This is a genomic window from Yoonia sp. 2307UL14-13 (assembly GCF_037572755.1).
In the GTDB taxonomy this organism is placed as follows: Bacteria; Pseudomonadota; Alphaproteobacteria; order Rhodobacterales; family Rhodobacteraceae; genus Yoonia.
Genome location: NZ_JBBIFZ010000005.1, coordinates 153098 through 166149, shown reverse-complemented (window position 1 = coordinate 166149; position 13052 = coordinate 153098). Strand labels below are relative to the sequence as shown.

At 55.9% G+C, this 13052-nt stretch carries 14 protein-coding genes; 4 read left to right on the top strand and 10 right to left on the bottom strand.

Features of this window, described 5'->3' with window-relative positions:
• Positions 1-109 precede the first annotated feature (109 nt).
• Positions 110-919: a division plane positioning ATPase MipZ gene (locus V8J85_RS13955; protein ID WP_339954364.1), complete on the top strand. Its 810-nt coding sequence runs from the start codon at positions 110-112 to the stop codon at positions 917-919.
• Here the strand turns inward: V8J85_RS13955 and V8J85_RS13950 are convergent.
• The gene (locus V8J85_RS13950) at positions 903-1241 is read right to left on the bottom strand and encodes a winged helix-turn-helix transcriptional regulator (RefSeq protein ID WP_339954363.1); all 339 of its coding nucleotides are present in this window, start codon (positions 1239-1241) and stop codon (positions 903-905) included. The genes V8J85_RS13955 and V8J85_RS13950 overlap by 17 nt on opposite strands.
• An 84-nt stretch (positions 1242-1325) precedes the next feature.
• Between V8J85_RS13950 and V8J85_RS13945 the strand changes: the two genes are divergently transcribed.
• Entirely contained in the window at positions 1326-1979 is a 654-nt protein-coding gene (locus V8J85_RS13945) for a hypothetical protein (RefSeq protein ID WP_339954362.1), read from the top strand.
• Between the two features lie 260 nt (positions 1980-2239).
• On the opposite strand, the gene V8J85_RS13940 is transcribed toward V8J85_RS13945, so the two are convergent.
• The 3 genes from V8J85_RS13940 to V8J85_RS13930 all read right to left on the bottom strand — a co-directional run bounded on the left by V8J85_RS13940 (position 2240) and on the right by V8J85_RS13930 (position 5377).
• Positions 2240-3220 (bottom strand): DMT family transporter, encoded by a 981-nt coding sequence (locus tag V8J85_RS13940; RefSeq protein ID WP_339954361.1) that lies wholly within the window; start codon positions 3218-3220, stop codon positions 2240-2242.
• Positions 3221-3319: 99 nt separating this feature from the next.
• Positions 3320-4423 (bottom strand): 3-isopropylmalate dehydrogenase, encoded by a 1104-nt coding sequence (leuB, locus tag V8J85_RS13935; protein ID WP_339954360.1) that lies wholly within the window; start codon positions 4421-4423, stop codon positions 3320-3322.
• Positions 4424-4480: 57 nt separating this feature from the next.
• Positions 4481-5377: a LysR family transcriptional regulator gene (locus V8J85_RS13930; protein WP_339954359.1), complete on the bottom strand. Its 897-nt coding sequence runs from the start codon at positions 5375-5377 to the stop codon at positions 4481-4483.
• A gap of 94 nt (positions 5378-5471) precedes the next feature.
• Between V8J85_RS13930 and V8J85_RS13925 the strand changes: the two genes are divergently transcribed.
• Positions 5472-6380, top strand: coding sequence for an epimerase (locus V8J85_RS13925; protein ID WP_339954358.1), 909 nt, complete (start codon positions 5472-5474; stop codon positions 6378-6380).
• Here the strand turns inward: V8J85_RS13925 and V8J85_RS13920 are convergent.
• The 3 genes from V8J85_RS13920 to leuD form a co-directional block, all read right to left on the bottom strand.
• Positions 6315-7157 (bottom strand): endonuclease/exonuclease/phosphatase family protein, encoded by an 843-nt coding sequence (locus tag V8J85_RS13920; RefSeq protein WP_339954357.1) that lies wholly within the window; start codon positions 7155-7157, stop codon positions 6315-6317. The two genes, V8J85_RS13925 and V8J85_RS13920, sit on opposite strands and share 66 nt — an antisense overlap.
• Before the next feature lie 134 nt (positions 7158-7291).
• Entirely contained in the window at positions 7292-8083 is a 792-nt protein-coding gene (locus tag V8J85_RS13915; protein ID WP_339954356.1) for a hypothetical protein, read from the bottom strand.
• A 398-nt stretch (positions 8084-8481) separates the two neighbouring features.
• Positions 8482-9087 carry a 3-isopropylmalate dehydratase small subunit gene (gene leuD / locus V8J85_RS13910; protein ID WP_339954355.1) on the bottom strand — a complete coding sequence of 202 codons (606 nt, stop codon included), beginning with the start codon at positions 9085-9087 and terminating at the stop codon, positions 8482-8484.
• Between the two features lie 142 nt (positions 9088-9229).
• On the opposite strand from leuD, the gene V8J85_RS13905 reads away from it, so the two are divergent.
• Positions 9230-9751: a hypothetical protein gene (locus V8J85_RS13905; protein ID WP_339954354.1), complete on the top strand. Its 522-nt coding sequence runs from the start codon at positions 9230-9232 to the stop codon at positions 9749-9751.
• 161 nt (positions 9752-9912) lie between these two features.
• Here the strand turns inward: V8J85_RS13905 and leuC are convergent, their stop codons facing one another.
• The 3 genes from leuC to V8J85_RS20075 form a co-directional block, all read right to left on the bottom strand.
• Positions 9913-11316 carry a 3-isopropylmalate dehydratase large subunit gene (gene leuC / locus V8J85_RS13900; protein ID WP_339954353.1) on the bottom strand — a complete coding sequence of 468 codons (1404 nt, stop codon included), beginning with the start codon at positions 11314-11316 and terminating at the stop codon, positions 9913-9915.
• Positions 11317-11558: 242 nt separating this feature from the next.
• Positions 11559-12527: a calcium-binding protein gene (locus V8J85_RS13895; RefSeq protein WP_339954352.1), complete on the bottom strand. Its 969-nt coding sequence runs from the start codon at positions 12525-12527 to the stop codon at positions 11559-11561.
• A gap of 77 nt (positions 12528-12604) precedes the next feature.
• Positions 12605-12979: a GNAT family N-acetyltransferase gene (locus V8J85_RS20075; protein ID WP_445285909.1), complete on the bottom strand. Its 375-nt coding sequence runs from the start codon at positions 12977-12979 to the stop codon at positions 12605-12607.
• Positions 12980-13052 lie beyond the last annotated feature (73 nt).

Genomic DNA, 13052 nt, shown 5'->3' with positions numbered 1-13052 from the left:
TCGGCTGCCCATTTCTGTAAAGACATCACAGTGTTTTCCAAAGCTGCGCCTTCCATCCCCAAGATCGACACCCTATAGCGTCGTCGGGATCGCATTAAGGAACACCGACGTGGCGCATATCATTGTCGTTGGCAACGAAAAGGGTGGCGCGGGCAAATCGACGGTTTCGATGCACGTGGCGACGGCCTTGGCACGTATGGGCCACAAGATCGGTACACTTGATCTGGATTTGCGGCAGAAAACGCTGGGCCGATATATTGCGAACAGACAGACATATTTGGCAAGGACTGGTCTGGACCTGCCAACTCCCGAATATCATGAACTGCCTGATATCGCAGCAGACCAGCTGGCCCCGGGTCAAAACAAGCAGGATGTGGCGTTGGGCCGGGTTATCGAGACAATGCATGATGTTTGTGACTTCATTCTCGTCGACTGTCCGGGGTCACATACGCGCCTAAGTCAGTTGGCACATGCGATGTCAGACACACTGATCACGCCGCTGAATGACAGTTTCGTCGATTTCGACCTGCTGGCCCATGTGGATGGAGAAGGCGAAGAGATCATCGGACCTTCAGTTTATTCCGAAATGGTCTGGAACGCCCGCCAGATGCGATCAGAGGCAGGGATGAGCCCCATTGATTGGGTCGTCGTCCGCAACCGGCTGGGTACGACGGCGATGATCAACAAAGAAAAGATGCAGCGCGCAATCAAGAAACTCGCCAAACGGATCGGGTTTCGCCCAGCCCCCGGGTTTTCCGAGCGGGTGGTGTTCCGCGAACTTTTCCCGCGTGGACTGACGCTATTGGATCTCCGGGATATCGGGGTGACAAGCCTGAGCATGTCGAACCTTGCCGCCCGGCAGGAATTGCGTGAATTGATCAAGGCACTGGATTTACCAGGTGTTAAACCGGATTTTTAAGATCCTGAACGCCCCAATCCCGCATTGCACCGATCACCGGCAGGATCGTCCGCCCGCGTTCTGTCAGCGCGTAATCTACACGCGGCGGCACCTGGGGGAAGACGGTGCGGGAAATCAGGCCGTCGGCTTCCAATTCGCGCAGTTGTTGGGTCAGCATTTGTTTGGTGATGGCCGGAATCGCACGTTGCATGGCCCCGAATCTGTCCACGCCGTTGGTGATGCAGAATAGCAAAAGCGGTTTCCACTTACCGCCGACAACCGACAGGCAATGCGTGACGGGGCAGTCTTTATCCTTATGTGGCAACATTAGTTCCGTTTTCATGACTACCTCATAAAATCCTGACTAGTTGCCATAAACATATCTATGAGCAGGTTAGAGAGCATCGTCAAGCATAAGGAGATTACGATGCGCTTATCTATCCTTCCTGCCCTTTGTCTGCTGGCCAGCCCGACCACTGCCCAGGATACCAGCCTCGCAGGTCTACAAGACCGGATCATCGGCGAATGGACGTCGATCACCTGCGAAATGCGACCGCAGCAAAACGCCTCTGATCCGAGTCTCGCTCCGACACCCAGTTATTTGGTGCGTGATTTTACCTATGATGCGGATGGTGGCTTTGCCGCGAACATCACCGTCTACGCCGACCCGGCCTGCAGCATGCCAGCCATCGCCTATGACTTTGCGGGCGAGATCATATGGCACGATGCCAACCCCGCCGTCGCGGGGGCATGGTCGCAGGATTATCTGCTGAACGATCAACTGGAATTGACTGTTCTTGCACAGCCAATGGCTGATGAACTGAACAGATTACCGCAAGGTGCATGTGGTGTCGGTCCCTTCGAAGTTGACGTGCGCCGGGACATTCTGGGACAGCCCTGTGCTTTGCTGAAATTCATCGAGGGCAGCGATTATGTCATTGACCACGATTTCTTATATGTCCGGGAAGATACGCCCAATATGCTGTTCATGGGGGGAAAGCATGTAGACGGCACAGGCTTTTACGCAGCTGAAAACCGCCCAATGGTAGGCTTGCAACAACCACTTATCCGAGTCGATTGAGCAATTCGCGGCGCGCGTTGGGGCGCGTCCGCCAATTTCTATTGCCTATAGGTTCTCAAAGGCGGAGGAGGGGTTTGCAATAAGCGATAGAGCGTCAAAACGATCCGGAAATCCCGATGCCGGTAGCGCTGATGTAGCTGGCGGAACCGGCTAGTTTCCCGCTTTGTGGGAGGAAAACGACCAAGGGCCACAGATCACATTCGGTTTGCTACACAATGATCCAACGACCGCTTTTTCAAGGCTCCGAAGAAATGCAGTCGCTAACCGTCGGATGGTTTCGGCCTTCGCGGCGGCACTACCCCTGCCATACGCATGCTCAGACTGACACGCGGCGTCGTACCGGTTTCCGATCGGGATCGCGTACGGAGAACAGGGGTGTTTTCCGACACATCGCTCCTGCTTTCGCGAAGGACGATGTAGACACCGCTGGCGATGATGATGGCCGCCCCGACGATGGTGGGGCGATCGATGATCTCGTCAAAGAAAACCATCCCAAAGATCGCGGCCCAGATAATCTGGCTGTACTGCATAGGTGCAATGATCGCGGCCTCACCTGCCTGATAGGCCGCGACGACCAAACGGCTGCCGATCCAGGCAAAAACCGCGATCACTGCCAGCATTCCCAGATGTTCGATCGGCAAAGGTTTGTAAACGAAGGGTAGGGCCACCGCCATGACAAGAAAGTTCACCACCATCGGATAAAGCAAAATGACGACGGGCCGCTCTTCCGCTCCGATTTTCCGCACCACGATCGACGCAACCGACCCTCCGATGGCTGCCGCGATCGCCGCCAGATGACCCAATGAAAATTCGGTCTGTCCGGGCCGCAGGACGACCAGGACACCCACCAGCCCAACCAACACGGCCATCCATCGGCGCAAGCGGACCCGTTCACCCAGAACGGGGATCGCAAGGACCGTGATCAATAGTGGTGAAGCGAAAAGGATCGCGTAGGTCTGGGCAAGCGGCAGGACCGAGAAAGCGTAAAAAACCGAAACGCCTGTGATCACCGCTGCAACCGTGCGCAGCGCCATCCACCATGGATGAACCGGAACCAGCGTGCCGGGCTTGGCATCACGCATCAGCATGATCGTAGCTAGCGGAAAGCTTAGCAAAACGCTGAAAAAGACGATCTGGAAGGGCGAATACGACGCCCCTAGCGTTTTCACAAAGACATCGTGGGTCGAAAAAATCGCGAAAGCGATCAGCGCCAGCAGCGCACCGCGTACATTCGATGACATCGTATTGCCCCTTATCCGTCGTCATTTACCTGACAAAGGAACAACGAGGCGTCAACGCCCTCTGGTTTGGGAAGGCCGACTTCGCTTGAACCGTGTCCTTTAGCTGGCGTTCAGTGCGTCCAGAATGGCGTCACCCATTTCTGCGGTGCTAAGCGGGGTCCCACCTTCCGGTCCCATCAGATCGCCGGTCCGCGCGCCATCCGCCAGCACTTTCTCGATTGCCGTTTCCAAACGATCGGCTTCTGCCCCCTGATCGAAGGAATAGCGCAGCGCCATGGCGAAACTCAGAATACAGGCAATCGGGTTTGCTTTGCCCTGCCCCGAGATATCGGGTGCAGAGCCGTGAACAGGTTCGTACATCGCTTTCGGCCGGCCATTGCCCATCGGCAGCCCAAGCGAAGCCGAGGGCAGCATGCCCAGCGACCCGGTCAGCATCGCGGCGCAATCGGACAGGATATCACCAAACAGATTGTCGGTTAGAATGACATCGAACTGTTTCGGCGCACGCACAAGCTGCATCGCGCCGTTGTCCGCATACATGTGGCTCAGCGCGACATCTTTGTAATCGGCCTGATGAACCTCATTCACCACATCACGCCAAAGAATACCGCTTTCCATGACGTTGGCCTTTTCCATCGAACAAACCTTGCCCGATCGCTTTTTGGCAAGCTCAAAGGCCGCCCGCGCGACCCGTTCAATCTCGGCCTCGGTATAGCGTTGCGTGTTGATGCCGACACGCATGTTGTCTTCGGTATGGATGCCGCGCGGTTCGCCAAAGTAAACGCCCGAGGTCAATTCGCGGACGATCATGATGTCGAGACCCGAAACCACATCATGCTTCAAGGATGAGAAGTCCGCCAAGGCATCGAAACACTGCGCGGGCCGCAGATTGGCGAACAAATCCATCTCTTTACGCAGGCGCAACAGGCCGCGTTCAGGTTTCACACTGAAATCAAGATCGTCGTATTTCGGCCCACCGACGGCCCCCAGCAACACTGCATCGACCTCTTGCGCTTTGGCCATCGTGTCGTCATGCAGCGGTACGCCATGCGCATCATATGCGGCACCACCGACCAAGTCCTCGGAAACATCGAAAACCAGATCGCGTTTGTCCCCGAACCAATCGATGATCCGCTTGACCTCGGCCATGACTTCGGGACCGATGCCGTCACCGGCAAGGATCAAGAGGGATGGATTGGACATCGTGAAACTCCTTAGCGTTCGTGGTCGGAAACCGACTAGCCCGGCGCCGTGCAATGTTCAAGCCACGAGCGGTTTCAGCCCCGCAGCCAGCAAATCCCAAACTCGGCGAATTCGTGGAGTCTGTCGCATGGCTTCATGCGCGGTTAACCAGATCGGCAATGTCGGTAAGGGAATGCCGAAATGCAGTTCTTCCACCAACGGATCGCTGCGACCGATACTGGTTTGTGCAAAACCGATGCCACAACCAGCACGGACCAATTCCCAATAGGCGATGTTATCGTCACACCGCACCTTGAAAAAGCTGCGATCAACGGCGATCCCCGCTGCGTTGAAACCGTCGATGATCGACGGATTGGCATCGTAGCCCACGAAGTCATGCTTATGAATATCATCCACGTTCGCAGGCCGGCCTCTTTTTTCGAGATAAGTCTTAGCGGCATACACGCCGAGCCCCAATTCGCCGATATGTTGCGTCACGAGGTCCAGTTGCGTCGGTCGGTACATGCGTACCGCGATATCGGCCTCGCGATATAGCAGGTTGCGACTGTCATCGCTTGGAACCAGTTCGACCGCGATCGCCGGTTCGGCCTCGCGAATGGATGAGATGATGGTAGGAAGATGCATCGCCGCTGTCGCGACACTGGCCGTGATCCGAACCGTGCCTTCCAATCGGGCCTGCTGACCCGCCGCCGATAGCGTGATCTGGCGGGCGGCGTCGCGCATCGCCTTTGCCGGATCGACCAAAGCGGCGCCTGTCTCGGTCAAGGCAAGGCCCCGCGGACGGCGATGAAACAGCTCCGCGCCCAGCTCTTCTTCGATGGTTCGGATTTGGCGACCCAGTGTCGGCTGGCTGGTGCCTATGTGCCGTGCTGCGCCCGACAGACTGCCCGTTTCTGCAACCGCCAAAAAGGCTTGTATCAGCGACCAGTCCAATGATGTGAGTGTTTTGTCCATTCATAGGTGAATATATGATCTGCAAATTTCGGCAATTCCAATGTTGGAATGAATAGGTGAGATTGCCGAACATCACATAGGCGGGAGCGATCCGATGCAACAAACAGTTCTTATCCTCGGCGGCAATGGCAAGGTCGGGCGACATGCCGTAGACGCATTCTGGAATGCCGGGTGGACGGTTCGAAGCTACAAGCGGGGCACGGATATGGTTGCCGCGGCAGAGGGTGTCGATGTCATCGTCAACGGCTTGAACCCGCCCAACTATCACAACTGGGGTCAGATCATCCCACAGATCACCACCGAGGTCATCGCTGCGGCCAAGGCATCCGGGGCAACTGTCATCATCCCAGGCAACATCTACAACTACGGCAACAAGCCGGGCCTTCTGGATGAAGATACGCCGCAAGTCCCCAACACCCGCAAGGGCAAAATCCGTGTCGCGATGGAGCAAGAGTACAAATCATCCGGCGTCCGGACGATCGTGCTGCGCGCTGGGAACTTTATCGATCCGTACTGCGACGACGACCTGATGAAAGCGGCACTCCTGCGCGATATCGGAAAGGACAAGCTGACAACGCTGGGCGATCCCGATGCAATACAGGCTTACGCCTACATGCCCGACTGGGCGCGGGCGGCATTGGCATTGGCTGAAAAGCGTTGGGACTTACCCACTTTCTCGGACATTCCGTTTCCCGGGCATAGCTTTACCACGACCCATTTGCGGGCCTTGATCGCAAACCACACACAGCGCGACGTCCGGATCGTCGGATTTCCATGGTGGATGATGAAGTTGCTATCTCCGTTTTGGGAATTGGCTCGTGAAATGGGCGAAATGCGCTATCTTTACGACATGCCGCATCAAATCGGCGATCGGACATTCCGCCGACTTTTGCCCGACTTTGTTCCAACAGATTTGGAAACGGTCATGCTAAGTGGGCTACCGGACGATATCGACCCAAACAAGATGATGCGGTCCGGCGGGCAGGTGATCCCCGCTGAATGACCGGTCTTCCGGCGTCGGCCAAAACGTACCGGCATCAACCACATCCCAAGTCGCTGCGGGCAGCACATAGCTGACCCGCAGCTTGCCAGGACCACGATCCGACCAATCCGCATTCGGCTGGTCAACCAATGGGTCCTGCAATCTTGGATCGCTCAGAAACGCAGCCATCGCGTCATTCATCCCATTTCCGGCGGCGGCATCCAGATTAGCGTTCCCCGCGATCAGAAAATGGCTTGGTACAGTGCCATTGCCGCCATCCAAAACCCACTCCCACATCCGCAGCTCATCGCGGTTGCGCAGTCCATTCCTGTCCTCGGGTCCGTCGAATACAGGAGGAGTCGCACCAAAGGCCAGCAAATGAAATCGGCCATCCGGGCCATCAATGGGAACGATCCAATGGGCTGTCGACGACAGCCTGAGGATGTCAATGACCTCATCGGCGTAATAGCCCGCGGGCATTGTGGCTCCGGGTAGGTCACGCCACAGCATATCCGACAAATCATCGACTTCTCCGATGGGATAACGCGACAGAATCGCCAGCCCGCCATCCCCTGCGAACCGACCATACCCCAATGCGTCACGTGGCTCTCCGGTGCGACCATTTTGGTCGAGGTCGAGATCCGTTTGCACGCCGCTATTGGGCTGTGCAGCGAAACGGTAGGGATAGTCGCCGTCGAAAAGATCGGCAAACGCCCCAAGCGCCGCGCCATCCAGATCGTAGTCGAAGTCCGTCAATAAAAGGACATCGGGCGCGGCCTGATCTATCACAATGCGCACCGCAGAAATCTGTGGATCGTCCAAACGGGAAATGTCTCGAAACAAAAGGCCCGGACCATCCCGGCTCAGCGGTGCCGCATAAGTGGCGACACGGATCGGATCAGCCGTTGTACATAGGGGAACAATGGCAAGGATTATGCTGGCAAATATCCGTTCGCCGCAGCCTTTTCGTAAGCGCGTTGCCGTTGCTGACGGATCATCTTCGCCACCCGGTTCAACGCGATCCCGCGCATCACGATCCCCGCAGGAAGAAAAGCCCATGCCGTCACCGTCCAAATCATCGTTTGCGGGTCGTTCAGCACAATCGGCGCACCGAGCCATGCGGCGAACTTCACGACCACCGGAATCAAGAAGGGCAGCAAAATACCTAATAGAACATTAAATTGCGCATCACGCTGCAAGCGTCGAACTACATCGCCGCCCGCCGTTGGATCAAAGGTCGGCAGATTGACCCATACATTGAACGCCCCACCACGACGGGGCCATTGTTGCAATCTGAGAAGTAGGACGAACCACACGATCGACAGGATTGAAATCGTATAGGCAAGACCCGCGGTATCCCGCAGTGCGATCAGGGTCTGTGGGCTTGTCTGCTCGGACATCATGGTCATCATCAGACGCACGGGAGATAACGGGAAATCCAAGGCTGCTCCGACATGCGCACCACTGTCTTGGAAAAGTCCGGTAAAGCCTGACGGATTTTCGTAACCACGAAAAATGATCGAAAGAGAAAAAACGGTCGCGAAAAGTGCGCAAAAGCGAACGCGATTGAACGGTGGTGCATCTCGGAACTCGACCAGGCTGGGGCTGCTTGCGCTGTATTCCACGATAGTGAACAAAGCCGCAAAGATAGCGACCAGCGTCACAACCTGCCGTCCATCCACCGTTCCGCCCGCAAGCATCAAAGATGGAAGCGCGATCAGCAATATGACAAGCGCAGCGCGTGCAAATGCTCCTGGCAGGCGGAATAGCAACTGACTTCGTACCCTTTTCGGTCGCTGGTCGATACTTATGACCAAAGTTCCAAACTATAAATAAACGGCTTTGATGACACCGCGAAACCGCGTCATGTAAAACCGACCACCCTATGACAACTTAAGGCAGGTATCCGCGTTGTCCAAATGATTTGAGAAACAACGTTTGGCGTATGCGTTGATCAACGCGCCAAGACACATCAACTATACTACTTTCGCGGTACCATACCATGATTAACCATAAAAAAGAACAGGTTAGCGGTTGGCAGGCGCAACGTCAGCAAGACGTTTTTTCGGCAGTCAAAAAGCCCGTTGTGGTTTGCTATCTTGGGCTCATAATCACAATCTCGTCAAAGCCAGGGGCGCACGGTCGTCGCTTCCGCTTCAAAGGCATCGATCGCAGCCGCTTTTTCCATCGTCAGCCCAATATCGTCGAGCCCATTCAGTAGGCAGTGTTTTTTGAAAGCATCAACGTCGAAACTGAACACATGACCATCCGAGGACGTGATGGTCTGCGCTTCCAGGTCCACCTCGATCCGGGCATTCGCCCCCTTCTCTGCGTCATTCATCAGCACGTCGACCTGATCCTGCGGAAGAGCAATGGGTAGGATCCCATTCTTGAAACAATTATTGTAAAAGATGTCGGCATAGCTTGGCGCGATGATGCAGCTGATACCGAAATCCTTTATCGCCCAAGGCGCGTGTTCGCGTGACGAACCGCAGCCGAAATTGTCACCCGCCACCAGAATCTGCGCTTCGCGATATTGCGGTTTGTTCAAGACGAAATCCGCGATCTCCTCGCCATTTTCATCATAGCGCATCTCATCGAATAGGTTCACGCCCAAACCCGAGCGTTTGATCGTTTTCAGGAATTGTTTGGGGATGATCATATCTGTGTCGATATTTACAAGAGGCAAGGGCGCTGCAACGCCGCTGAGTTTCGTAAACTTGTCCATTTTCGATCCTTTCTTAGGCCGCCAGTGCGGTGTTGTGAGGGGCACGCATCGTACGAATTCCGATCCTGCGCCATTTTGTTGTCATTGTCTGTTGATCTGCATGGTCATAGCCTGCCGCCGTAACAGATATGGATATGTTTCGATGCCTATTATTCTCGCCCTGATCGGGGCCGCCACTGCATTTTACTTTTTGGTCATTCGCGCCCGCAACGCGGCCGACATTGCCACGGATGTCGTTGATATGGCCAACGACGTCCGGCTCGCCGCACGTCGCTTCGGCTTTAAGCGCCGCACCAACCTGCACCCGGTCGAAAGCATCGAAGACCCAAACCTCGCCATCAGCGCCATCGCGCTGAGCTTTCTTGAACTGAACGACCTGCCGACCCAAGAACAACGAAATGCAATGGTCGTGCAATCCCAGTCCGTTCTCGACGTCAGCAAGATCGACGCCGAGGAAATGATGGTGCTTGGACGTTGGTTCATGAGCGAATGCGGCGGGCCTGACGCTGCGATCAGCAGGATAAGCAGGAAACTCTGCAAGATCGACCCAAGCGGCTTTGATCCATTGATGGGGCTTGTCAAAGCGGTGCTGCCCGACGACGGATTGAACGACAAACAGCGCGATGCGCTGGACGACATCAAGCGGGCGTTTCGGATCAGGTGATTTGGACCGTCGCCATGCCGCAACATCAGCTTGACGTTCAAAATTGAACTCGGACATTCCGGCAGACGAGCCACATCTTGTCAGTTGATGTTCGACTACGGTCCTCTCAGGCAGCCATCCGCTTTGGGTAAATTCATTATTCGCCATAATATGTTGGGAGGTTACATGATCTCCCGCACATCCGTCAGCCGCCCCGTGATCGCCGCTGCCGCTGCCATTTGGGGTGACATCAGGTGCGTGCGTCCGCCCCGGCCCTGACGGCCTTCGAAGTTACGGTTGGATGTGGCCGCGCAGCGCTCGCCTGGGGCCAACTGGTCGGGGTTCATCGCCAGGCACATTGAACAACCGGCAAGTCGCCATTCGAACCCCGCCTCTTTGAAGATGTCCGCCAAACCCTCTTCCTCGGCCTGAGCACGGACCAGGCCAGAGCCCGGCACGACCATCGCACGTTTTACGCGGATTTTTTTGCCCTTCAGAATCGCCGCCGCTGCGCGAAGGTCTTCAATGCGGCCATTGGTGCAGGACCCGATAAAAACCGTGTCGATCTGGATGTCCGACAAAGGCGTGCCCGGTTTCAAATCCATGTAGTCAAGCGAACGCTGGGCCGCGCCGACCTTGCCGCCTTCGAAATCGTCGGCAGCGGGGATCATGGCCGTGATCGGCAGCACGTCTTCGGGCGATGTGCCCCATGTCACGACTGGCGCTATGTCTTCACCTTTCAATGTCACGACCTTGTCGAAGTGCGCGCCTTCATCGGTATAGAGAGTCCGCCAATAGGCTTCCGCCGCCTCCCATGCGGCGCCTTTCGGCGCGTGAGGACGCCCCTTGCAGTATTCAAAAGTCTTCTCGTCGGGCGCAATCAAACCAGCCCGCGCACCCCCTTCGATAGCCATGTTACAAACTGTCATACGGCCTTCCATCGACAAGTCGCGAATAGCTTCGCCGCAATACTCGATCACATAACCCGTTCCACCAGCGGTTCCGGTTTCGCCGATGATCGACAGGGTGATGTCCTTTGCCGTCACACCGGGGCGCAGTTTGCCGGTGATCTCGACCTTCATGTTTTTGGATTTTTTCTGGATCAAGGTCTGGGTGGCCAGCACATGCTCGACCTCTGACGTGCCGATCCCGTGGGCCAAGGCGCCAAAGGCGCCGTGGGTAGCGGTATGGCTGTCGCCACAGACGACAGTCATACCAGGCAAGGTCCAGCCCTGCTCGGGCCCAACGATATGCACAATACCCTGACGAACGTCGGTGACGGGATAGTAGTGAATGCCGAACTCCTTGGCATTCTGATCAAGAGCCGCGACCTGAATCGCGCTGTCCTCGGTCATGTTCTTGGGGTCTTCTCGACCCGCGGTGGTGGGCACATTATGATCAGGAACGGCAATCGTCTTTTCCGGAGCGCGGACCTTGCGGCCCGCCATGCGCAGGCCTTCAAATGCCTGCGGAGAGGTCACCTCGTGGACGAGATGCCGGTCGATATACAGCAAGCATGTGCCATCGTCGGCCTCATGCGCCACATGGGCATCCCAGATTTTATCATAGAGCGTCTTGGGGGACATCGGTCCTCTCCCGTTTTGTCAAAATGTAGGTAATGCAAGCGTACGGAAGCAGGCGCTAGGCCCGCGCAGGGATCGTGCACGTCGCACCATAAAACCGCCAAGGCAGGCGAGCGCGATCATCCATGTCGAAAATTTGCTTCATGAATTTGAGATACACACGCCGCTACAATGCTGCAAGGGGCGTCAGGCCCGTTTTTCAAAAGGGATTCATGACCGAAAACTGAAACAACCCTTTAAGAAACCTAAGTGAGTTCAGGGTCAGTCACGGCAGGAACCACTGCTCCCGCTTTCACATTATCAAATGTTGTCTGAGCATCTTCAACCGACAGACCCGCATTCACCGTCACATCCACCCTGACGGCCTCGACGACTGTTTCGATGTCAAGGCTTCTACCAAGGACAAATGCGCGGGCGGTCTCAAAAGTTTCACCATCACCCGGTTCATCCGCTTCATTGGCGAATGCTACCTCAATATTATAGCCATCTTCGCCATTGATGGTTCCTTCGGTAACCGTGACCAAAAGGTCCGCATCTTCGGCGCTCGCATCACTCGTGTCGATTGTCATCACGATCTCATCGTCCAGCCCAAGTTCCCGAATAATAGCAACCGTCTGCTGTTCATCGTCATCGTTAGCTAAGGCGTAGTAGGTATTGCTTCCTGCGACACCATCCAACAGACCGCGACCAGTAACCATCACCAGCTCATCATCACCATCACCGCCAAAGGCCCGACCCTCTTCCCCCCAGAGGAATACATCATCATCGTCGTCTTCACCGCGCAGGGTGGCATCGCCGACGTCCCCATAGATCACATCGTCACCGGCACCCCCAAACACAATGTCAAAGCCTTCGCCACCATCAATGGTATCGTTGCCGCCGCCACCACGGATCGTATCGTTGCCGCCATCACCGTTCAGTATGTCGTCGCCAGGCCCACCGAAAATTTCGTCGCGATCTGGGCCACCATTTACCACATCCTCGCCTTCGCCGGCCCGTACCTCATCTACACCAGCTCCTGCATCTATGACATCATCCCCTGCAAAGCCGCGGATCAGATCATCACCGTCGGTTCCGTTAAGTTCCGGATCATCGCCTAGTGTCCCCCGAATCTCGTTTCGTTCCGGGCCATCATCATCATCGTCGTCGCCTCCAAGATTTGGTATGATCAATGCGGCACCGAGGCCAATCAGCAACAATAAAGTCAGGTCCATCTGGAAATTCCTTTGCGGGCGTCAACAAATTCGTAACGGCCCTATCCAGTTCCGGCAAGGCCTGACGGGACGCCGCCCTAATTTCGCATCTCGACTGTGCGCTCATCGCCATGCCATAGTTCTTGCACCTCAACAAAACCCATCTTTTTGTAGAATTGGACCGCAAAAAGCGACGATCTGACGGAAAAGCGGGTAACGCCAAGATCAGGTGCGGCTTGTCGGAGGCTTCGATAAAGGGCGGCCCCTGCGCCGCAGCCTTGATGAACAGGATCAACAAAGAAGGCCCGGACCCTGCCTACGTTACCCTCTGCAACCAAACTTGCGGTGCCGATGACACACCCGTCCAGCTCAGCGACCAAACAAATGTCGAAACGATCGATCATCGAATGCACGCCAGATTCGGTAAAATGGCTAGCAACCCGTTGAATATTGGCCGGTCCATAATCGGGCATGTTCGATACATATAATGCGTCGCACACGACACGCGACATCGCGCATGCGTCGGCTGTCGTCGCCGCTCTGACC